The following is a 21,920-nucleotide window of genomic DNA, read 5'->3' as shown; positions in this document are numbered from 1 at the left end:
CGGCGTGGGCACGGCCGCTAAAGTCGAAAATGCTGGAAGGCGGTCATTTCTGCCATGGTTGAACAGGCAAGACCATTGAATGTGGCGATCCTTGCCGCTCCGGAGGCTACCGCCTCCACGATCTACGGCATGTTCGACTTGTTTTCCTCGCCCGGCAGGGATTTCCTGTTCATCACCAGCGGAGCCGCGGGCACGCCACGCATGCGGCCCTATGTGGTTGCCGGGGACGGCAGCCCGTTTCGCGCGGCAAACGGCATCTGGGTGCGCCCAGATCACAGCCTTGCCGATTGCCCGCCACCCGACATCGTCTGTATTCCAGATTTCTTCGTCAATCCGGGCGAAAGCGTTGCCGGGCAGTATGACGCCGAAGCCGCGTGGCTGAAGCGAGCGCATGACGACGGCGCCATGCTGGCCAGCGCATGTTCGGGCGCGGTGCTGCTCGGTGAGGCCGGGCTGCTCGACAATCGCGAGGCCACCATTCACTGGGGCTATGTCGAGACTCTCACGAACAACTATCCCGGCGTGAAGGTGAAGCCGGGCCAGTCGCTCGTGCTGAGCGGCGAGGCCCAGCGCATCGTCATGGCCGGGGGCGGCTCAAGCTGGCAGGATCTCGCCCTCTATCTGATCGCGCGCTTCGTCAGCCTCAGGGAGGCGATGGAGGTCGCCAAGGTCTACATGCTGCAGTGGCACGACATGGGCCAGCAGCCCTTCGCCGCGCTGATGCGCTTTCGCCAGACCGACGACGCGGTGATCAACCGCTGCCAGAAATGGGCCGAACGCAACTACCGGACCCCTTCGCCCGTCGCCGCCATGACCAAGCTGTCAGGCCTGTCCGAGCGCTCCTTCGTGCGCCGCTTCGCCAGGGCCACGGACATGAAGACAATCGACTACATCCACGCGCTCCGGCTCGAAGCGGCCAAGGAACTGCTGGAGACCGGCGACCTGGCGGTCGAGGGCGTGGCCAATGAAGTCGGCTACGAGGATGCGAGTTTTTTCGGGCGTCTCTTCCGCCGCAAGGTCGGGCTGACGCCGGCGCAATATCGCATTCGTTTCAGTGCTCTCCGGCGAACGCTGAGCCGCGGTTGAATCTCGGCCGCCGCGGCGCGATACCCATATTCCGCTTTGCGCCGCATCTCGGCCTAACAGGCAAAGTTCGTCATTGCCCTAAAGCGGACACCATCAAGCTGAGGGTCCTGATTGCGACTCTCCCCGATCCGGGAAACATTCCTTTATCCGACGTCCGTGGAAGGCACGAGACGCGACCATGAGTGGGAACGGCTCAGCCCATACCAAGATGCAATAATTTAGGTTACCTTTCTCGGACTGAGCTGTCGCGACCTATGGTCGGGTCGCATCACGTGGGAGACCTTCCTCCAATCTCAAAGGCGCATGCATGCGTCGATCGCTATTTCAGAAGTATTTCTTAGTCTTGTTCGCGGCGGCCATTTTTCCGATGGCCGCCGGTGGCATCAGCAACACTTGGTTCAGCTATGTCGACGAGCATGCGATCCTCAGTGCCCTGCTGCAGTCCGAGGCAACATCGGCGGCCGACGAAATTGAGAGCTTTCTTGGCAGCATGCAGCTTGCGCTCGGCTCGACGATCCCCCCGGAAGGGTCGAATATGGCCAGCGTGCAACAGCTCCGGCTTCTTGCTGTACGTGCGATGCACCAGGCCCCGGGAATCCTCAGCATCAGTATTGTCGACGGTACTGGCGCGGAGCGACTGCACATCTCCCGCACTGGCAAAAACAGGACAGAAAGCGGGGCGGATCGCTCAGGCGATCCCGCTGTCGTGGGCGTCAGGACGGCGAAGGTCTGGTACGGCCCAGTCATTTATCACCCGGGTTCCGAACCCTCCATAACCATGGCGATGGCCAGTTACGACAATTTAGTCGTTGCCAACTCGGTCATCGCCGAAATCAGTCTGAAGCCTATCTGGCTCGTCGTTTCCGAAATCCGCGTGGGCCGCAGCGGCCAGGGATTTGTCATCGACCAGTCCGGCCGCCTCATAGCTCACCCCGCGATCAGCAAAGTGATGCAGGGTGCCGACGAGAAAGCAGCGTTGGCCCTGCGCGAATTGCAGGATGCTATCGCTGCCGCAGGCGGCACTGCGATTGCAAGCCGCAACGCCGAGAATGAACGCGTTGTGACCGCTGGCGCGCCGGTTGCCGCGGCCGGCTGGACGGTAATTGTCGAGCAGTCGCAGGCAGAGGCTTTTGCACCTCTATACGCTTCATTGTGGCGGACCGGCGGGTTGTTGTTCCTCGCCACAGTCCTTGCGGCGGTGCTCGCATATTGGCTTGCCAGACGGATGAGCGGCCCTATCCTCCTGTTGGAGGAGGGCGCTCTCAAGATCGGTGCTGGACAGTTCGATCACCGGATCAACATCTCCACCGGAGACGAGCTTGAGCGGTTGGCTGCTCGGTTCAACCAAATGGCGCAGGAACTTGCCACATCGCGCGACCGCGCGGAGCGACTGATGCGGTTGAAGCGCTTCCTTGCACCACAGGTTGCGGAACTCGTAGAAAAGGCCGGTGACGAGCGAATGCTCGCTGGACAGCGCGCAGAAGTAGTCGCTGTTTTTAGCGACTTGCGTGGCTTTACTGCATTTTCAGCGCACGCTGAGCCTGAGAACCTCATGCAGGTCCTGCGTGAGTACTATGAGGCGCTCGGCGCGATCATCACCAAGTATGAAGCAACGCTGACCAGTTTTTCGGCGGATGGATTGATGATTCTCATCAACGCCCCGGTTCCATGTAAAGAGCCGGCGCTTCATGCCGTAAAAATGGCTGTCGACATGCAGGATTCCACACAAGAGCTCATATCTGGGTGGCGGCAGCGTGGTTATGAGATTGGCTTCGGCATGGGGCTCGCTATGGGGTGGGCAACGGTGGGTCGAATTGGCTATGAGGCCCGCGCTGACTACACCGCGATTGGCAATGTCGTGAACTTGGCATCGAGGCTGTGTTCGTCCGCTGAAGATCGACAAATCCTCATCGATTATTCCGTGGCGCGCCATTTGCCTGGCAACACGCCGATCGTTGACCTCGGTACTCGCCAGTTCAAAGGCCTCGAAGGGCACGTTCGCGTCTACAATGTTGAGACGCAAAGGATTGAGCGTCCAAATTTAGATTCTGCTGAGAATGACGCCAGGGAAAAGGGCTAGCTGCTCTGCATCGACGTCCGCAATCGTTCTTCCCTGCACCACAAGCGGACCTAATGCTTCCGGCCCACATGCAGCCATTCCAGAACGGTGGCCTAGCACCGCCGGAACGTGCAGAGCAAATGACGGACACGCGGCCTAGCCATGTGCATCCTTAGTCTGAATTGACAGATACTATGACGCCCACGGGAACTTGAGCTCGACCTCTCCCCCCCAAAGATCGCGCGTCTCCACAAACCCCCACGGTCGCACTTTCTCTAACAACTCCTCGGAGCTTCTCTTCAGGTTTTTTATGACTTTTATGTCGTTTTGAATGTTTCTAATGAGGCGCTTTCGTCGGGTCGGACTGCTTTCGGCTTCAAGCGCTTCCTCAGAGCCCGCAAGTCGGTTCTTGATGAATTGCACCATTTGGCGCGAATCGTCTCGGTATTCTTCATAGGCAGCGATCGATTGGGCTTTTTCCTCCTTGGTCCAAGGGTCAACAAACCAAATCTGGTTGTTGCGGATATCGATCGTGATCTGGTCGGGATGGGGGATGATTTCCGGTAGGTCTTTTAGGCCAAGTCGAGCACGTCGCTCGAGTTCTTGCTCCGCCCAGATTTTGTAGTCTATGAATCCTGAAAAGTTTTCGCGTTCAATTCGGGCCTGCTCCTGCTGGGCAGCATGCAACAGTTCGGTAGCTCGGCGCTGGGCGTGTACGTTGCCCTTGAGAGCATTGATGCCAATCGCGCGCACTACGGCCCGTGCGACCGATAGCTTGATCGAGCGCCCGCCGTCATTGATCTTGATGGAGCGCTGAGCTTCTTCCAAGACGATGGATGTGAGGTCGCTATCCTTGACTTTGTTTTTGGAGCCACGCGGGCGACCGGCGGGATTGCCTGACCGACCGGGCTTGAATTTTCTCTCGGCCGGCGGCTTGGCATAGCCGACCTCGTAGTGTCGTTCTGGCTTCTGCGAAGAAAGCTCTCCACCTTGGTTCTTTGCCTTCCTCATTGTGCTGCCTCCTGGAATTTGGAACTGGTTGACGTGCCTTCAACGATACGGATCGCTTCGTCCTTGGCGTAGACCTCCCAGCGTCGAATGATGCGACCGCAGTAGATCGGGTCGAGTTCGCACAGAAAGCCCCGCCGGCCGGTCTTCTCGGCCGCAATTAGCGTCGAACCTGAGCCGCCGAAAATATCGAGAATGATATCGCCGCGGCCAGAGCAATCCTTGATCGCGTCGGCAATCATCTGAACGGGCTTAACCGTTGGATGAAGCGCAAGCTCGTCCATTCGGCCGGCTTTCAAAGTGTTGACGCCCTTGTACTGCCAAACGTTGGTTCGATAGCGCCCGTGCTGACCAAGCTCGAACGTGTTGATGTGCGGCGCCTCGCCATTCTTGAAGGCAAAGATCAGTTCATGGCGAGAGCGGTAGAATGTTCCCATTCCGCCATTGTCCTTTGCCCAGACGATCAGGTTCTTCAGGTCGGAATAGACACCTTCGCCGGCCTTGAGCATTTCACCCATATGGCGCCAGTCCATGCAGATGAAGTGAATTGAGCCATCGCAGGAGTGACGCACGAGATTGCGAAACGAGGCGCCTAGGAAGTCGGTGAACTCAGTAGAGGTCATCTCGCCCGAAGCCATCGCAAACTCGCGATGCTTCGTCTTTCCCGAACCGCCGACGTGTCCCTGGATCTCCACGTTATAGGGCGGATCGCTAAATACCATTCTTGCGATTTCGCCATCCATCAGGGTGGCGATCACCTCAGCGTCGAGCGCGTTGCCACAGACCAGACGGTGCCGGCCAAGCTGCCAGACGTCGCCTAAATAACATCGCGAGGCTTCTTCGAGCGGAGGTAAGGAGTCGTCTTTGGGGTTGCCTTCTTCCTCTGGGATCAGCCCTTCCACTAGGTTGTCGATCTCAGCGATCGAGAAACCGGTGATCTCGGCGCCGAAGCCAAGGTCCACATCGACATCCAAGAGCGCTTTGAGTTCTTCGGCAAGCAAGTCTTCGTCCCAGCCTGCGTTGAGAGCCAGCTTGTTGTCTGCCAGTACGAAGGCGCGCTTCTGCTGCGGCGTCATCGTGTGCAGCATGACGCAGGGGACCTGGTCCATTTTGAGCAGCTTGGCTGCCTCGACCCGGCCATGACCGGCTAGAATAGTTCCCTCCTCATCCAGCAGGATCGGGTTGGCGAAGCCGAAGGTTGTGATGCTGTCGGCGATCTGTTTGAGCTGTTTGCGGGAGTGCGTCCTTGCATTGCGCGCATAGGGCGTCAGCGATGCAATCTGGCGGTATTCAATCTGCAGTCCCTCGTTGTGCGTTCTAGTGCCAGTGGGTCGTTCTCGCTCTCCATCACGAGGGCTTAACTTACATGTTCTATTCTTGTTCGACATACGTAATCCTTTTGTTCACACATTGTGTAAGGTCCGACCGACACTGGCTGCGCAAAGCGTGGTGGCGGCTCTCGGCGCCGCGAATAAGGACGCGCCCACGCCCGGCAACTAACAAATGTCTTGGGGTGATTCGTTTTATCGCGTCGAGATCGTACTATTTCTGTCCCACGATCTAATCACTCACACACTAAACGGCGCTGAGTTGAAGGCGACCAATTTGCGTCAACGGCTGTCAGAACGGTTCTAGCCGAGATGCGAGATAGCCCGCTTCGCGAAGGTCGAGGGACTTGCAGGGATTTCCGGAGTTCCTCGCAAAGGCAATCAAGGACGCTGTCGTCGCCGTCCGATCCCATGTGCCGAGCGGCCCGATGCTCAAAGAAGAGACAAAGCCATAAGTCCTTAGCGCTTCCACGCCAAGGCGAACGGCCGTCCCGGACATCTGTGGCGATCGTGCGGTGCATACGAGCGAGCTCATCAAACCCGCCGGCTTCCTTGTAGCCATTCAAGAAATGCGCAAAGCGCGCCGACTCACTCCAGAGGAAGGGATGCGGTATTCGGGAGAAATCCCCAGCTAGCGACCGTCGCTCCCAATCTTCCAACTTGTCGTCCAAGTGTGTTGTTACGGCCGTTATCCTGATGAAGACGTTCGCTCTGGTGCGGGACGACCGCAAGTCCTTTTTGCAGGGTTTTGGTGACTAGGTCCACGACCGGAGAGACTCGAACGCCTGGCGATAATCAAATTCCGCAGCTTCGAAAATTTCAGTTTATTGGGTCAGCGATAGGTTTCGGAGGATCTAGTTTCTGTTGTCGGTTCCCTGCTACGAAAAGGGCACGCGTTAATTATATCCACCTGATTTTATTAAACTAAACAGCAAAATGTGGGGCGAGGCAACGTCGCTAAGGGAGAAAATCAATGTAATTTCCCTGTAAACAGGCAGAGACGGGTTCGCCTCAGACTGCGTCCTTCACCAGCAGCCACGATCAGTCCGTGAGGCGCCCACGAAACAACGTGGTGCCGTCGGTCAGCTGCGACCTGGAGATATCCCGGAACCCAGCTTCGGCCATCCACCCGCGATACTGACCTTCCGTGTACGATTCGCCTGCGCGGTAAAGGTTCAGGAAGGTGAGATTGAGAAAGACGCCCTCAGGCGGGCCGAGACGGTCGTCATCGACGACACCCCACCCCGCAATTGCGATCTCGCCTCCTTGGGTGAGGCAACGCGCCGCGTTCAGGATCGAACTGCGCGCCTGGCCCGGCGGCAGGACCTGGACGACAGCCTTCAGGATTGCCAAGTCATGCCGGCCGGTCGATGGCGCGACCGTTATGTCGCCTTCTTCGACAACCACATCGCCGGCACCGTATTCCGACAGGATCGCTGGTGCGACCGCCGCGACCGTCGGGAGTTCCATCAAAGTCGCCGCAATATGCGGCCATCGCTCGCGAAGACCGACCAGAATGGTCCCGGCGCCGCCGCCGATGTCGATCACCGAACTGACCGCCGAGAAGTCCAGTTCACGGGCGAGATTTCGGCCGAAAATCACCCCTCCCGGTGCGAGCATGCGGCTGAAGGCCGCTGCGGATTCTGGCCCCGCTTCGGAAAAGTCGTGCAGCGCGGCCGGCCGGTTCTGCCGCAGCGACTCTGCGGTCAAAAGGTCGGCTCCCCAGAGTTCGCGCAGCAGCACATGATCGCCGCCGCGATAGGTCGGCTTGGACGCGTCAAGAAACTCCGACGCTTCGGCTCCGTTGCGAAACTGACCATCCTCGACGTCGAGGAGACCGATGCTGGCGAGCGCGTAGAGGAGCCGCGACAGACGAGCGGGCTCGACTTTGAGCGCTGCCCCAAGGCTGTCGGCAGTCGCAGCATCGCCGCCGAGCCAGGTGAAGATGCCAAGGTCCAGCCCGGCACGAAGCGCCAAGGCGGGGGGCACCCCTGCGATCAGCTTGTCGATCCGATCGGAATCCACCATGTCATATCCCGTTGTGCGATCCAGGATCGACTTTGAACAGCTCGGCCAACCTCGTCAAATCAGTTCGCCAGCGCGCCGCTCTCCGCGTCGAGCAGGTTCAGCTTGGCGGTATCGGGTTCGACGTAAAGCGTATCTCCGGGGCCAGCGCTGATCCTACCAGCGCCCGCGACCGTTGTGCGCCGGCCCGGCATACCTCAAAAATCCGGCTGTGATAATGGCTGGTCGCGCCTTCGGACGCTACGCAGGCAAGGCCAGCAGCGCCAGTCCGGCCAGCGCCGAGCCGGCCAATGTCGGCAGCATGCCGATCCTCAGTTTCAGCATGGCGACCATAGCGGCTGCCGCCAGCAGCGCGGCACGCCAATCCAGCGACGACAGCACCGGCACCTCCATGCCCAGGCCAACGCGGTGCACCGCGCCGAAGACGACATGCAGTGCGAACCACAGCGCAAGGTTCATCACCACGCCGACGACAGCCGCCGTGATCGCACTCAGCGCCGCCGACAGTGCCTTGTTGCCGCGCAGCGCTTCGATGTAGGGGGCACCGAGAAAGATCCAGAAGAAGCACGGCACGAACGTCACCCAGAGCGTCAGCAATGCGCCGAGCGATCCGGCGACAAGCGGTCCCATCGCACCGGCGTGACGATAGGCGGCGACGAAGCCGACGAATTGCAGCACCAGGATCAATGGTCCCGGCGTCGTCTCGGCCAGGCCAAGCCCATCGACCATTTCACCCGGCGCCAGCCAGCCGAACGAGGTCACGGCTGCCTGCGCGACATAGGAGAGCGCGGCGTAGGCGCCGCCGAATGTGACCACCGCCATCAGGCTGAAGAAGCCGCCAAGCTGTGCCCAAACACTGGCAGGGCCGGTCAGCGCCAGGATCAGTACGACCGGCCCGAGCCAGATCGGCAGCCAGATCGCGATGGTGCGCGGCGCGTGCCATTTCGTCGGCTTGGTGTGAGCGAGTTCGCCGCGTTCGAACATGACGTCGACGGCGCCCCTGACATCGGGCAAATTGTCCTTGCCGCGTGCGGCTCCGGAAAAACGCGCCGGTGCCAGGCGGTTGCCGATCCAGCCGGTCAGCCCTGCAACCAGGATGATCAGCGGAAACGGCAGCCTGATGACATAAATGGCAAGGAACGCGGCCGCCGCGATCGCCATCATCACCCGGTTCTTGAGCGCCCGTTTGCCGATGCGGAGGACCGCCTCGACGACGACGGCCAGCACCGCCGCCTTGATGCCGAAAAACAGCGCCTCGATGACGGGCGCATCATTGTAAAGCACGTAGAAGATGCTGAGGCCCAGCATGACAAACGCACCGGGCAGCACGAACAGGATGCCGGCAACGAGGCCGCCGGCGGTCCGGTGCAGCAGCCAGCCGATATAGATGGCGAGCTGCTGTGCCTCGGGGCCTGGCAGAAGCATGCAGTAGTTGAGCGCATGCAGGAACCGCTGCTCGCCGATCCAGCGGCGATCCTCGACCAATTCCTTGTGCATCAGCGCGATCTGTCCGGCCGGCCCGCCGAAGGAGAGCAGGCCGATCCTTGCCCACAGTTTCGCGGCTTGGCGGAAGGTCGGGACGATCGGAGCCTCGGTAGCCTGTGCATCGTCGTCCGCGGCGAGGGCGCTCATGGCGCTTTGCCCGCGCTGGGCCAATTGTGGGTTTCGTCAGTGGCATCGCGGCACCATCTGAAGAACGCATCGTAGAGCAGCATGCCGGCATCAAGCTGTTCGAGATCGTCGCGGAACATGCGCGACAGCCCGAGCGATGCAGCGAGGAACCCGGCCGCCTGCGGTACGAGATCGAGGCGCGCCGTATCGGCTGCACGCACGATCAGCGCAAGGCGATCGAGCGCTTCGGACCGCAACCCGAACTCTTCGATCATCGTGTCGAAGGTGCAGCGCTCGCCGCGATGGCTCCAGAACACGTCGTCGATGTCGAAGGCAACCGCCCCAAACCGATCGGCGGCCGCCAGCACTTCAGACGGCTCGACAAACAGGAACACCGCCGAGGGATCGACGAAGCGGCGGATCAGCCAAGGACAGGCGATGCGGTCGACCTTGGGGCGGGCACGCGTCACCCAGACCGTGCGGCCCTTGTCGTCGCGGGGCGGTATCTTGTCGGCCTTGACCAGAAGTCCCTTGGCCGCCTGCCACGCCTCGAAGCCGCCTTCAAGGGATTCGGCAGCAATGCCCTCATGGCGCAGCCATGCGGCAACGCCTTGCGAGAGCTTCAGCCCCTTCTGGCAGATGACGACAGCATGAGCCTCCGTGAATTCGGCCGCCCAGCTCGAAACAGACTTGAAGTCGCGCCGGCACGAGGCCGGAAGCAGCCGCGGATCGGCGTCGTAGTCTTCGTCGATGCGGACATCGACAAGAACAGGCGCGTCGGACAGACCGACAAGGCGGGAAAGCTGCGCTACGGTGATTGCGGTTGTTGACGGCATGGCGTCCACCTCCAGAGTGAGAGTTTGGACGCGATCATTGGGCTGACGCCTCACGGGGTCGTCGCGAAGGAACCCCTTGCCACAATGCTGGATTGATCCTTCGTCTTTGTCAAGGAAAGAGCGGCGCCGGGGGACCGCGCCTACTGCGCCGTCCAGCCGCCATCCATCGGCAAAGTCGTGCCGGTAATCTGCCTGGCCGAGTCCGAGCACAGAAACAGCGTTAGCGCGGCGAGCTCCTCCACGGTGACGAATTGCTTCGTCGGCTGTGCCGCCAGGAGCACGTCGCGCTTGACCTGTTCCTCGGTCATGCCGCGCGCCTTCATCGTGTCGGGGATCTGCCTTTCGACCAGTGACGTCCAGACATAGCCGGGCGCGATGGCGTTGACGGTGATGCCGTCCTGCGCGACTTCCAGCGCTACCGCCTTGGTCAGACCCGCTATGCCGTGCTTGGCCGAGACGTAAGCCGACTTGAACGGCGAGGCGACCAGTGCATGCGCCGACGCGGTGTTGATGATGCGGCCCCATTTGCGCGCCTTCATGCCGGGCACCACGGCCTTGATCGCGTAAAAGGCGGCAAGCAGATTGATGCGGATGATGGCTTCCCACTTGTCGTCGGGAAACTCCTCGATTGGCGCGACATGCTGTATCCCGGCATTGTTGACCAGAATGTCGAGGCTGCCTAAGGCCTGCTCGGCTTCGCGCACCATGGCGGTCACCGCTGCGCCGTCCATCATGTTGGCGCCGGAGTAGCGGCACTGGACGCCGAAATCCTTCTCGATGCCGGCGCGCTCCTGTTCGATCGCCGCGGCTTCGCCAAGGCCGTTGATCGTGACGTTGGAGCCCTCGGCGGCAAGGGCGCGGGCAATGGCCAGGCCAATGCCGCTGGTCGATCCGGTGACGAGCGCATTCTTCGAAGAAAGGGAACCCATGGAGATCTCGCGACTGTTAGGAGGACTACAAAGGCACATAGTTTGTGCGCCGCAACATGACAATGCCATAACCATATGCCGGCGCCATCACAGCCCTAAAACGCGCTTTGCCGGCCTCGCCGAGCGCCGTCTCAAGGCTGACACGTCAAGGCTGGCACGGCAGTGTTATGGTGCGGCGCAACATAGTCGGCCGCGCATTCGCGCAGTCATTCCTGAAGCATCGATCCAACGAATCAGGGGGGCTGTAGCTTGAAATCGCCGATGTCGTGATGCGTGCCTATGCCATGCCGCTCACTAACCGTCCTTTCCGCCCGGCCCGTATCGCTTCTTCGACCGCGACGCCCTAAGCTATCCCGCAATCTCCAGTAGGGCCGATACCAGCAAGTGGCGTTCGTCGGCGGACAGCACGTCGGAATCGAAGAGGTTCATGCTGCGCAGCCCTTCGATGGCCAGAAAGCAGACCAGCAGCGTCTTGAGGTCCGGCGTCTCGCTCTTCAGCCGCTGCAGCAGCTGTGACTTGAAGGCTTTTATCGGCGTCAGGAAATCCGGATCCTCGGCGATCGCCGAGAATATCCACGAAGCCGTCGGCTTCGGCTCCTCACAATCATCCGCCGAGAGCCGGATATAGGTGGCGAGCAGGCTCTCGCCGCTGGCGCCGGCGACACGGCCCGATTCCAGCGCCAGCTCGAACGCGCGCAGGTAATTCTCCACCAGGCCCTGCATCAGTTTGGCCTTGGTCGGAAAGTTATATAACAGGCCGCCTTTCGACACGCCGGCGCGGCTGGCGACGGCGTCAAGCGACAGGCTGCCGGGACCGGTCTCGCGTGCGACATCGGCGGCGGCGGCGAGTATCTTGTCGCGCGAATTTGCCCTTTGGGTCTTCATCGATCCCTTCCCCCGCACCAGCCTAGGCGGAATTGACAAGACCGTCCAGACGGTACAGTAAGTTCGCCGTCATTTGTAATCGGGACCTGGCGTCGATAAGTGTCCCGCTATTCGGCTATTTTGCCGGACACCGGCCGAGGGGACAGTTCGTGAAGCGCTTCATCTCTATCACCGCAATTCTGCTTCTGCTCGCTCTGGTGTGCGTCGGCGTTGTCGGCTTCAACCTGTTCCGCGACAACGCTATCAAACAGTATTTCGCCACCATGAAGCCGCCGGCGACGACCGTATCGACGGTTGTCGTCAAGCCTTCCGACTGGACGCCGGGCGTCGAGGCGATCGGCACGGTACGCGCCGTGCGCGGTGTCGACCTTACCGTCGAGACCAGCGGCATCGTCAAGGACATCCTTTTCCATGCCAACCAGAAGGTGCCGGTCGATTCGGTCCTGCTGCAGCTCGACGATGCCGTCGAACGCGCGGATCTGGTCGCGGCCAAGGCGCAGTCCGTGTCCGACAAGACGGCGCTCGAACGCGCGCTGGAGCTGCAGCGGCGCGGCGTCGGAACGGATGCCACGCTCGACACCGCTCAAGCCGCTGCATCGGCCTCCGCCGCGCAGGTCAACAAGCTGCAGGCCGTGCTCGATCAGAAGCAGCTGACGGCGCCGTTCGCCGGCACCGTGGGCATCCCCAAGATCGACCTCGGCCAATATCTCTCGCCCGGCAACGCAGTGGTGACCTTGCAGGATCTGGACACCATGCGGGTCGATTTCTCGGTACCCGAACAGCAGCTGCCGCTGCTCAAGATAGGCCAGGCGGTGCGGCTCGGCCTCGGCGGCACCGGCGGCGGCGCCGACATGCCGTTTGCCGGCTCCATTCGCGGCATCGATCCCAAGATCGACGCTTCAAGCCGCCTGGTGTCCGTCCGCGGCGAGGTCGCCAACCCTGACGGCAAGCTGACGCCCGGCCAGTTCGTCCAGGTTCGCGTCGAGCTGCCGCAGGAGAAAAACATTCTGTCCTTGCCGCAGACGGCATTGACGTCGAGCCTCTATGGCGACTTCGTCTTCGTCGTCGTTCCGGCGAAGCCGGCGGAAGGCGCCCCAGCCGCGAAACCCGAGGAAAAGCCTGCCGCGGGGGCCGACGCAGCAAAGCCGGCGGCAGATGCAAAGCCGGCAGACGCGAAACCGGCTGCCGAAGACGCCGCGGCGAAGCCCGCGGACAAGCCGGCTGTCGACCCCGCGAAGCCCGCGGCAGAACCGGAAAAGCCGGCGCTCGTGCTGTCGCAGGTGTTCGTGAAGCCCGGCCGCCGCAACGACGGCATGGTCGAGATCATCGAGGGCATCAAGGCCGGTGACGAGGTCGTCACCGCCGGTCAGAACCGTCTCTTCAACGGCATGTCCGTCGCTGTCGACAACACCATTGACCCCAGCAAGTCGGCTAACCAGCAGGCTCAGCAATGAACTTTTCCGACATCTTCATTCGCCGGCCGGTCCTCTCCACCGTCCTCGCCTGCATGATCCTGCTCCTGGGTTTCCAGGGCATCTTCAACCTGTCGATCCGGCAGTATCCCAAGGTTGACGAGACGGCGATCACCATCACCACCGCCTATCCCGGCGCCAGCGCCGACCTGATCCAGGGCTTTATCTCCGCCCCGATCGCGCGGGCCGTCGCCTCGACCGAGAACATCGACTACGTCACCTCGTCCAGCCGGCCGTCTTCGAGCACTGTGGTCGTCCAGATGAAGCTCGGCTCCAATCCGGATGTCGCGCTCACCGAGGTCCTGTCGAAGGTGCAGGGCGTACGCGGCACCTTGCCGGATGCATCCAAGGACCCGGTCATCGTCAAGGGCACCGGCCAAGAGTTCGCGATGATGTACATCTCGATGCAGAATCCGAACATGAGCAAGGAGCAGCTCACCGAATATATCGAGCGCGTCGTGCGGCCCCGCATGTCGACGGTCGAAGGTGTCGCCGACGTGCAGATCTTCGGCGCCGAGGAATATTCGATGCGGGTCTGGATCGACCCGGTCAAGCTTGCTGCGCGTGGCGTCACCGCCGCCGAAGTGCTGGCGGCGATCAACAACTCCAACTTCCTGTCGGCGCCCGGCAACACCGAGAACGAATATGTCGTCTCCTCGATCACGGTTCGCTCGACGCTGCAGACGCCTGAGGCCTTTGCCGAGCTTCCGCTGCGCTCGACGGACGGCCAGGTGGTGCGCTTGCGCGACGTGGCGCGAGTCGAGCTTGCCGCCGAGAGCACCGACACGAGGGTGAGCTTCAATGGCAAGCCCGGCACCTTCCTCGCCATCTTCCCGACGCCGGCCGCCAACCCGCTGACAACGGCGGAGGCGGTCCACAAGATCGTGCCTTTGATTCAAGAGACGCTGCCGAAAGGCATGACCATCGAAATCGTCTACGATTCCACCGAACAGATCAGCGCCTCGATCGATGAAGTGTTCAAGACCATCGCCGAAGCCGTCGCCATCGTCGTCGTGGTCATCCTGTTGTTCCTCGGCTCATTCCGCTCGGTGATGATGCCGATCGTGACCATCCCGCTGTCGCTGGTCGGCGTCTGCTTTCTTTTGTTTGCGGTCGGCTATTCGATCAACCTTCTGTCGCTGCTGGCCATGGTGCTGGCCATCGGCCTTGTCGTCGACGACGCTATCGTGGTGGTGGAGAACATTCATCGCCACATGGAGGAGGACCACATGTCGCCGATGCAGGCGGCCTTCAACGGCATGCGCGAGATTTTCTCCGCCATCGTGGCCATGACCATCACGCTCGCCGCCGTGTTCGCGCCGCTGGCCTTCACCGGCGGCCTGACCGGCGCGCTGTTCCGCGAGTTCGCGGTGACGCTCGCCGGTTCGGTGGTGCTGTCCGGCCTCATAGCCGTCACCATCACGCCGATGATGGCGGCGCGTCTGCTCAAGGCGGGATCGCACAGTCGCTTCCAGCGCGTCGTCGACGGAACCTTCAGCCGTGTCGAGCATGTCTATGAGCGGGCGGTCACCGCCTCCTTGAGAAATCGACCGGTGACACTGCTGATGGTCGTGGCGCTGGTTGCGCTCACCGGCTTCATGTTCACCAAGACCTCGAGCGAACTGGCGCCGGAAGAGGACCAGGGCTTCCTGTTGTCGATCGTGACGGCACCGCGCTACGCGACCTCGGACTACACCGAGACCTACGTCAACCAGATCCTCGGCCTGGTGAAGGACATTCCCGAAACCAGGGCGCAATTCTCTGCCGTTGCCTTTGGCGGCGCCACCAACGGCGCCTTTGTCGGCTTCGCCTTCAAGGATTGGGCCGAGCGCCAGCGCAACTCAAAGGAGCTTCAAGCCGATATCCAGGGACGCCTCGGCAAGGTGGCCGGCGTCGAGGCCTTCGTCTTCGCGCCGCCGACGCTGCCGGGCTCCGGCGGCGGCCTGCCGATCTCCATGGTGGTGCGCTCGACCGGTGGTTCCGCCGAGGTCTACGAGGCGGCCGAGCAGATTAAGAACAAGGCGCAGGCCTCCGGCCGCTTCATCGTCGTGCAAAACTCGATGTCCTTTGACGCTCCGCAGGTGACGGTGACCATCGACCGCGACCGCGCGGCGGCTCTCAACCTGCCGATCGCCGACATCGGCCAGACGCTGACGCTGCTGGTCGGCGGCGCCGAAGTGGCTCAGTTCGACCGCGACTCCAACAGCTACGACATCATCCCGCAGGTGCCGAAGGAATTCCGCGACAATCCCGAGAAGCTCGGCGAATATTTCGTGCGTAGCGTGACCGGCGAAATGGTGCCGCTTTCAGCGGTAGTGAAGATTTCGACCAACGCCGCGCCGGCCGCGATCGAGCAGTTCAACCAGCTGAACTCGGCGACGATATCAGCGCTGCCGCTTCCCGGCGTCACCACGGGCGACGGGCTGCAGACCCTGGAGAACCTTGCCAAGGAGAGCCTGCCCGATACCTTCTTCATCGATTATTCCGGCCAGTCCCGGCAGGAGAAGGAGCAGGGCAACACGATCCTTATCGCGTTCGCAGCCGCCGTAATCGTCATCTATCTGGTGCTGGCGGCGCAGTTCGAAAGCTTCCGCGACCCGCTGATCATCATGATGGCGGTGCCACTGTCGATCTTTGGCGCCATCGTGCCGCTCAATCTGGGGCTTGGCACGCTCAATATCTACACGCAGGTCGGCCTGATCACACTGATAGGTCTGATCACCAAGCATGGCATTCTTCTGGTCGAGTTCGCCAACCAGCAGCGCGAGCTGCATGGCATGAGGCGGCGCGATGCGATCGTCGCCTCGGCCAAGGTGCGCTTGCGGCCGATCCTGATGACGACAGCGGCGATGGCGCTCGGCGTCGTGCCGCTGATCGTGTCCAGTGGTGCTGGTGCGGCGGCGCGCTATTCGATGGGCCTCGTGATCTTCACCGGCATCCTGGTCGGAACCATGTTCACCCTGTTCGTGGTGCCGATGTTCTACACCTTCATCGCCAGCAAGGACCTGCCGCACCACGCCGAAAAGCCAGACCCGAAGCTGATGCCGGTGCACGCGGACTGAGCTGCGAACGGCGTTAGCGAACAAACGAAAAGAGGCCGGAAATTTCCGGCCTCTTTTTTGACTGGATTGATTTACCGCGAAGCTCTGATGGAGCTTCAGGCGGGAACTTGCGGTGCGGCATGACCTGGCCGGCTGCGCTGCACCATCGCTCCAAACGCAGTCTGCTACTTGACGATGACGATGCTGGTGTTGGTCGGGCCGAAGGTTTCGACCAACTGGTAGAAGTCGGCGGCATTGTCGGGATGCAGCCGCACGCAGCCATGCGACGCCGGCCGTCCCAGCCGCTTGATGGCGTTGGTCGCATGCACGGCGTAGCCGCCGCTGAAGAAGACCGAATGCGGCATCGGCGCGTTGTCGTATTTCTTCGAATGCCACATCTCGTGCATGCGGGTCGGCTTGAACGAGCCGGTCGGCGTGACATGCGCACTGTCGCCGGTCGAGACCTTCCAGGCGAAAGTCGGCCGGCCATCGACCAGCACTTCCATGGTCTGCTGCGACAGCGAAACACGCGCCACGATCTGGTTTGCCGCGGCATGGGCGGTGCTGTTGGCGGTGCCAAGCAGAAGCGCGGCGCCGCCGGCTGCGGCGGTGACGTTGATGAGTTTGGCGGAAATGGCTTTGTACATGATGGCTCCTCTTTGCCGGTCCTGCCGGCGTCAATTCGGTGGCCGCCTTATCCCCGCGCCATGTTTCAGACTGACTTCGCTGAGGCTCGTTTGTGTTTCGAATCTGTTTCCTCTGGTTAACAAGCAAGGTGGACAAGGGAAGCGTGCTCCGCCTTCGCTGCGCACTCCCGATCACGCACCGCGCCCCCAAACGAAAGTGCTGATGTCCTTATATGAAAGAAGATTGGCTTCGCTCGAAACCGACTTGCAACAAAGCGCGGCCTGGGCGGCATGATCTGGTTACAGGCTCGCGGCACAGTCATCCCAACGAGAACAGCCGGCGCCAACGAAAATGAGCATCAAATCGACCACCCTGTCCTGGCTCTTCAGGATAAGCATCGCCGCATTTGTCGTCGGCGGCATCGGCACAGTAGCCGGCACCCCGATGACGAAACTGGCGGTGATGAATTCGGGTGAGATTTCGACGCTGCATGCCGCGCTGTTCATAGCCTTGGTCTGGATTGTCTCCAGTCTGCGCATCAACCGTCTCAGGGCCCTCTGGCGGGTCGGCCTCGGGTTGAAGTGGATGCGCGGCCCCTCCGGCAACTTGCTGCCGAGAGGACCGAAGGCCCGCGTCGCAACGGGGGGCTCCGTGGGCGACGCGGGCACTTCGGGTTTATCCTGAAGCACCCGCGGTTCTGATTTTTGGGGACAACCGATGAAGACGAAATCTGCAGCCTCCGTGCTTTCGGTACTGCTCTATGCACAAGGCCTGCTCGGCTTTGCCGGTCTCGCCACGGTTCTCCTGAAGGACCGCGCGCATGCCGCCAGCGAAATCGTAGTCGCCAGCGAATTGCCGTCGGGACCATCGCTTCTGGTGGTGCGCTGACGCCTATGCATGGCGCCCGAGATTGCGCAGCTTTTTTGGGCGAGCCGAGGAACAATCCAGCCTCCCGACCCTCAGTCGGCGCGCTGCGTCGGCGGGTCGAACCGGTAGCCTGCGCCGCGTATAGTTGTGATGGTTTCGGTGTCGAGCTTGCGGCGCAGCCGCACGATGCGCGAATCGATCGAGCGGTCGAAGGCATCGGCATTTTCGGCGGGCGCCGCCGCAATGATGTCGTCGCGCGTCAGCACCTTGCGCGGGCTGGCCAGAAACAGCCTGAGCAGCGCCACCTGGCCCGGCGACAGCTGTTCTTCCGTACCCGAACGGTGCATGACGATGGCCGACCGCAAATCGACGGTGGCATTTTCCAGCACGATCAGTTCCTGGGCGGACCTGCCGCGCCGCGTCAGCAGGCCGCCGATGCGCGCGGCAAGCTCCCTGACATTGAGCGGACTTTCGACGACATCTGCGGCGCCAAGCTCGAGCGCCAGCACCTTGTCGACCAGATCGGCCGGCCGGCAGATCAGGATGAAATCCGGCCCCGCCTTCCCGTCCGCGCTCTGGCCGCCGCCATAACGCCTGAGCAGGTCCCGCCCTTCCGCCTGGCTGAGGCTGTCGCCGACGATGACGATATCGATGCCTCCGGCCGAAAGCAGGGATTCAGCTTCCCAGGGCTGCCGCGCCTCGCGCACGTCATGGCCGCGCCGGTCGAGATGATCGGCAAGATCGCCGGCCACCACATCGGCGACGGAAACCAGCGCGATGACGGATCGTGCAGCCATGTTTTTCTTCCCGTTCCCCCGCAACCGGATATGAGTGCTGGACATCATGTTTATACCCAATCTACTTTCCGCTGAAAGCGGGAGCGAGGCCATAGTGCGGGCACGGATTGTCATCGTCGAGGACGAGCCCGATCTCCGGGACGCGGTCGCCGAGTATCTCGGCGCCAACGGCTACGATGTGACCCAGGCCGGAAGCGCGGCCGAGGCGCGCGCCTTGCTGGAGACGGAATCGTTTCATTTGGCCATTCTCGACATCGCCATGCCGGGCGAGGACGGACTGTCGCTCGGCCGCTGGCTGCGCTCGAAAATACCGGTCGGCATCATCTATGCCACGGCTGCCGGCACCGCACTCGACCGCATTGTCGGGCTGGAGCTTGGCGCCGACGACTACATCGTCAAGCCCTACGAGTTGCGTGAGGTGCTGGCTCGTGTGCGCAGCGTGCTGCGCCGCGTTCCGCAGCCGAGCCCGCCCCAGGCGGCGAAGACACAAGCCGATGGCGGCCGCCGCCTGACCTTCGGCCCGTTCCAGGCCGACCTCGACGGCAGGCTTGTCACCGGCGCCAACGGCGCCGTCATCGACATGGCCAAGAGCGAGTTCGATGTGCTGGAGGTTTTCCTGACCCGCGCCAACCGGCTGTTGACGCGATCGGCGATCTCCGAGGCGATTGGTTTTGTTGAGGATCCTGAATCGTCGCGCGCCGTCGACATTCGCATCATGCGGCTGCGCAAGAAGATCGAAACCGATCCGGCCAATCCGAAATTTTTGCGCACAGTGCGCGGCGAAGGCTATATCTTCTCGCTGCCGACCGGTGACGGGCACTAGAGCAATTACAGGAAAAGTGTACGCGGTTTTCCGCCCGGAATTGCGTAAAAACAAAGAGATAGAGGCTTCTCCGTTTCCGTGAAACGGTGAAACGCTCTAGCAATTCCAGGAACAGTGCGTAGCGATTTCCGTTCGGGATTGCATTGAAACATGGAGCGTTTCACCTTTTTCGTGAAATGCTCCATAGCTGCCTAATTCGACGGCCCTTTACTGATGGCTGACATGACCGCTGAACCAGCACCACGTATGGACCCGCAAGGCGCTCGCCAGAGCGCCGCGATGGCGGCTGTGCGCGTCGTCCGCCGGTTGCGCGATGCCGGCGACTGGCAGCGCGAGATGGAAACCATCCTCGAAACGCTCTGCAGCGCCATGAATTGCCAGCGCGGCATCCTGTTCAGGCTGCGCGAATTGCCCGGCCAGGGCTTCGCCCAATCGGTCGCCGCCTACTGGATCGATCCTCGCTTCGGCGGCGAACTGGCTTCGCCGACGGTGATCATGCAGTCGATCGTCGATACCGATCCGCTGCTGGAGCGGATTGGAGAGGACGAGCGGCAAGGCAAGATCTTCGCCGGCCATACGCGCGATCTCGACGGGTTCCTCAGGGCCGATTTCGAAAAGCAGCACATCAAGTCGTTCCTGTCGGTATCGGTGTTCGCGCACGGTCATCTGTGGGGCACGTTCGCGGTCAATGACTGCCTAAACGAGCGCGAATGGACCGAAGAGGAAGAGGCGACGATGCACATCATCGCGCTCGCCATCGGCGACGCCATCGAGCACTCGCCGTCCGACGCCCATGCCAGCGAAGTCATCCGCCGCACCATGCTGCAGGCGTCGCTCGACGCCATCATCGTCATCGACGAGACCGGCTCGATCATCGAATTCAATCCGGCCGCCGAAAAGATGTTCGGCTATCAGCGCAGCGACATCCTCGGCAAGGACCTGCTCGATACCGTGGTGCCGGAATATTACCGCAAGGGCTATGTCTCGGGCGCCGAATACATGTCTGGCCGCGGCGCGCCGATGGTTGGCCAACGGCTTGAGACCGTGACACAGAATGCGGCCGGCGAGGTGTTTCCCATCGAATTGACGGCGACCGAGATGCGGGTGGCTGACCGTCAGCTCATCTTCGGTTCGATCCGCGATCTGCGCGATAAGCTGCGCGCCGAAGAAGAGATCAACCGCCAGCGCGAAAAACTGCACCAGAACGAGAAGATGGCGGCGATGGGTTCACTGCTGGCCGGTGTTTCGCACGAGCTCAACAACCCGCTCGCCGTGGTCGTTGCGCAGTCGACGCTGCTGCATGAATTCGCCACCGACCCGCAGACCAAGGTTCGCGCCGAGAAAGTGCGCGCCGCTGCCGAGCGCTGCGGCCGCATCGTCAAAAGCTTCCTGTCGATGGTGCGCCTGCATCCGGCGGCGCAGGCCGAGACCGATCTCAACCAGGTGATCCGCGCCGCACTCGAAGTAACCGCCTATGGCGCACGCTCGAGCGGCATCATCATCGACACCGATTTCGCGCCCGGCCCGCTGCTGGCGATGGCCGATGCCGACCACGTCACGCAGGTGGCCGCCAATTTCCTGATCAACAGCCAACACGCTCTGGCCGGTATCGGCGGCGACCGCCTGATCAAGGTGCGGACATTCCGCAGCGATCGCGGCAACCCCGGGTTTTCGGTCGAGGACAACGGACCGGGCATTCCCGAGGCGATCCGCAGCCGCATCTTCGAATCCTATTTCACCACCAAGCCGGTCGGCGTCGGCACCGGCATCGGCCTGTCGATCTCGAAATCGATCGTCGAGCGCCACAACGGCAATATCTGGTTCGAGGAGGTGCTGCCGCGTGGCGCGCGCTTCGTCGTCCAGCTGCCGGTAATCACCGGCGGCGCGGCAGCAGCCGGCGACAGCCCGGCTCGTTCCAGCGGCTTGCGCCATGCGCTGATCATCGACGACGAACCCGACGTCGCCGGCTCCCTCTCCGACATCCTGGAACTGATGGGTATCAAGTCGCGGGTCGTGCCGGCCTGGACGTCGGCGGCGGCGACCTTGACCGGCCACATGCCGCCAGACATCGTCTTTTCCGACTTGCGCATGCCCGGCACCAGCGGCATTGCCATCTACCGCGAATTGCTCGCCGACAACCTGGCGCTGGCCAAAAGCTTCGTGCTGGTGACCGGCGACCTGATCGGCGCCAAGGCCGAGATCGAAGCCTTGCCGGCGCCGCAGCGCCCGCAAATCCTGGAAAAGCCGTTCTCGACGCTGGACGTCCGCGGCGTACTCTCGGCAATAGCCGACCAGGTCGCCGCCGCCGGCTAAGTTTTCGGAAGCACCCATGTAGGGTCTATCGAGATTCGGGTCAGGCCGAGTCGAGAATGGTGGTTCCCGAGAACCGGAGCGGAGCGTACTTGAAGTACGCGAGCACCGGAAGCGCAGGGAACCTCCATGCGCAGGCCGGCCTCACCCGAATATCGATAGGCCCTAAAAAAGAGGCTCCCGACCGAGGGAAGCGGCGGGAGCCAAGAACGAGCG

The 21,920-nt window shown here is 61.9% G+C and carries 17 protein-coding genes; 8 read left to right on the top strand and 9 right to left on the bottom strand.

Annotated features, from left to right (window positions below):
• Positions 1 to 54 precede the first annotated feature (54 nt).
• Both NKI88_RS19695 and NKI88_RS19690 read left to right on the top strand, forming a co-directional pair.
• The gene (locus NKI88_RS19695; RefSeq protein ID WP_352656700.1) at positions 55 to 1,086 is read left to right on the top strand and encodes a GlxA family transcriptional regulator; all 1,032 of its coding nucleotides are present in this window, start codon (positions 55 to 57) and stop codon (positions 1,084 to 1,086) included.
• A gap of 307 nt (positions 1,087 to 1,393) precedes the next feature.
• Entirely contained in the window at positions 1,394 to 3,166 is a 1,773-nt protein-coding gene (locus NKI88_RS19690; RefSeq protein ID WP_352656698.1) for an adenylate/guanylate cyclase domain-containing protein, read from the top strand.
• Between the two features lie 171 nt (positions 3,167 to 3,337).
• Here NKI88_RS19690 and NKI88_RS19685 read toward each other — a convergent pair whose 3' ends face one another.
• The 7 genes from NKI88_RS19685 to NKI88_RS19655 form a co-directional block, all read right to left on the bottom strand.
• Positions 3,338 to 4,156, bottom strand: coding sequence for a DUF5681 domain-containing protein (locus tag NKI88_RS19685; RefSeq protein ID WP_352656697.1), 819 nt, complete (start codon positions 4,154 to 4,156; stop codon positions 3,338 to 3,340).
• Complete coding sequence (locus NKI88_RS19680) at positions 4,153 to 5,541, bottom strand: site-specific DNA-methyltransferase (RefSeq protein ID WP_352656695.1); 1,389 nt, start codon at positions 5,539 to 5,541, stop codon at positions 4,153 to 4,155. The genes NKI88_RS19685 and NKI88_RS19680 overlap by 4 nt, the downstream gene beginning before the upstream one ends.
• Before the next feature lie 981 nt (positions 5,542 to 6,522).
• Positions 6,523 to 7,509: a methyltransferase gene (locus tag NKI88_RS19675; protein WP_352656693.1), complete on the bottom strand. Its 987-nt coding sequence runs from the start codon at positions 7,507 to 7,509 to the stop codon at positions 6,523 to 6,525.
• A 237-nt stretch (positions 7,510 to 7,746) separates the two neighbouring features.
• Complete coding sequence (chrA, locus tag NKI88_RS19670) at positions 7,747 to 9,138, bottom strand: chromate efflux transporter (protein ID WP_352459733.1); 1,392 nt, start codon at positions 9,136 to 9,138, stop codon at positions 7,747 to 7,749.
• On the bottom strand, positions 9,135 to 9,953 hold the full coding sequence (locus NKI88_RS19665) for a chromate resistance protein ChrB domain-containing protein (RefSeq protein ID WP_352656691.1): 819 nt from the start codon (positions 9,951 to 9,953) through the stop codon (positions 9,135 to 9,137). Before NKI88_RS19665 ends, chrA begins: the two co-directional genes overlap by 4 nt.
• Positions 9,954 to 10,093: 140 nt before the next feature.
• Entirely contained in the window at positions 10,094 to 10,882 is a 789-nt protein-coding gene (locus NKI88_RS19660; protein ID WP_352656689.1) for a 3-hydroxybutyrate dehydrogenase, read from the bottom strand.
• A gap of 348 nt (positions 10,883 to 11,230) precedes the next feature.
• Positions 11,231 to 11,767 carry a TetR/AcrR family transcriptional regulator gene (locus NKI88_RS19655; protein ID WP_023670057.1) on the bottom strand — a complete coding sequence of 179 codons (537 nt, stop codon included), beginning with the start codon at positions 11,765 to 11,767 and terminating at the stop codon, positions 11,231 to 11,233.
• Between the two features lie 149 nt (positions 11,768 to 11,916).
• Between NKI88_RS19655 and NKI88_RS19650 the strand changes: the two genes are divergently transcribed.
• Together NKI88_RS19650 and NKI88_RS19645 are read left to right on the top strand one after the other, a co-directional pair.
• On the top strand, positions 11,917 to 13,221 hold the full coding sequence (locus NKI88_RS19650) for an efflux RND transporter periplasmic adaptor subunit (protein WP_023670058.1): 1,305 nt from the start codon (positions 11,917 to 11,919) through the stop codon (positions 13,219 to 13,221).
• Positions 13,218 to 16,301, top strand: a complete 3,084-nt coding sequence (locus NKI88_RS19645) for an efflux RND transporter permease subunit (protein WP_352656687.1) — start codon at positions 13,218 to 13,220, stop codon at positions 16,299 to 16,301. Before NKI88_RS19650 ends, NKI88_RS19645 begins: the two co-directional genes overlap by 4 nt.
• A 164-nt stretch (positions 16,302 to 16,465) precedes the next feature.
• Here the strand turns inward: NKI88_RS19645 and NKI88_RS19640 are convergent, their stop codons facing one another.
• On the bottom strand, positions 16,466 to 16,927 hold the full coding sequence (locus NKI88_RS19640) for a L,D-transpeptidase (protein WP_023683946.1): 462 nt from the start codon (positions 16,925 to 16,927) through the stop codon (positions 16,466 to 16,468).
• 331 nt (positions 16,928 to 17,258) lie between these two features.
• On the opposite strand from NKI88_RS19640, the gene NKI88_RS19635 reads away from it, so the two are divergent.
• Together NKI88_RS19635 and NKI88_RS19630 are read left to right on the top strand one after the other, a co-directional pair.
• Positions 17,259 to 17,591: a hypothetical protein gene (locus tag NKI88_RS19635; protein WP_023670061.1), complete on the top strand. Its 333-nt coding sequence runs from the start codon at positions 17,259 to 17,261 to the stop codon at positions 17,589 to 17,591.
• 33 nt (positions 17,592 to 17,624) lie between these two features.
• Positions 17,625 to 17,795 carry a hypothetical protein gene (locus NKI88_RS19630; RefSeq protein ID WP_023670062.1) on the top strand — a complete coding sequence of 57 codons (171 nt, stop codon included), beginning with the start codon at positions 17,625 to 17,627 and terminating at the stop codon, positions 17,793 to 17,795.
• 71 nt (positions 17,796 to 17,866) lie between these two features.
• On the opposite strand, the gene NKI88_RS19625 is transcribed toward NKI88_RS19630, so the two are convergent.
• Positions 17,867 to 18,571 (bottom strand): response regulator transcription factor, encoded by a 705-nt coding sequence (locus NKI88_RS19625; protein ID WP_023670063.1) that lies wholly within the window; start codon positions 18,569 to 18,571, stop codon positions 17,867 to 17,869.
• A 94-nt stretch (positions 18,572 to 18,665) separates the two neighbouring features.
• Here NKI88_RS19625 and NKI88_RS19620 point away from each other — a divergent pair, with 94 nt between their 5' ends.
• Both NKI88_RS19620 and NKI88_RS19615 read left to right on the top strand, forming a co-directional pair.
• Entirely contained in the window at positions 18,666 to 19,394 is a 729-nt protein-coding gene (locus NKI88_RS19620) for a response regulator (protein WP_023670064.1), read from the top strand.
• A gap of 222 nt (positions 19,395 to 19,616) precedes the next feature.
• Positions 19,617 to 21,707, top strand: coding sequence for a PAS domain S-box protein (locus tag NKI88_RS19615; protein ID WP_352656684.1), 2,091 nt, complete (start codon positions 19,617 to 19,619; stop codon positions 21,705 to 21,707).
• The last annotated feature ends 213 nt before the right edge of the window (positions 21,708 to 21,920 follow it).

Origin of the sequence: Mesorhizobium sp. M0317 (assembly GCF_040321555.1) — a bacterium.
In the GTDB taxonomy this organism is placed as follows: Bacteria; Pseudomonadota; Alphaproteobacteria; order Rhizobiales; family Rhizobiaceae; genus Mesorhizobium.
This window is presented reverse-complemented; position numbering and strand designations above follow the sequence as displayed.